Annotated in this window: 1 protein-coding gene; it reads right to left on the bottom strand. The window is 66.4% G+C overall.

What is annotated here, in order from left to right:
- Positions 1 to 247, bottom strand: a 247-nt coding sequence (locus IH48_RS34120; RefSeq protein WP_037844327.1) for a SpnB-like Rossmann fold domain-containing protein, incomplete at both ends; no start/stop codon positions are given.

Genomic DNA, 247 nt, shown 5'->3' with positions numbered 1-247 from the left:
GGGATGGCGTGGAGGGTGGTGGGGTTGTGGTCGATGTCGAGGAGGCGGAAGTGGTGGGGGTGTTCGGCTTGGGCGGTGCGCAGGAGGCCGGTGAGGGTGGTTTGGGCGAGGGAGGTGATGTCTTCGCCGTCGTGGATGGCGTTGGCGTGGTGGGTGAGGATGACGAGTTGGGTGTCGGTGAGGCGCTCGTCGGTGAGCCAGTGTTGGAGGAGGCGCAGGATGTGGCTGGTGACGTGCCGTATCTCGG

Source organism: Streptomyces sp. NRRL F-5126, assembly GCF_000721265.1.
GTDB lineage: Bacteria > Actinomycetota > Actinomycetes > Streptomycetales > Streptomycetaceae > Streptomyces.
This window is presented reverse-complemented; position numbering and strand designations above follow the sequence as displayed.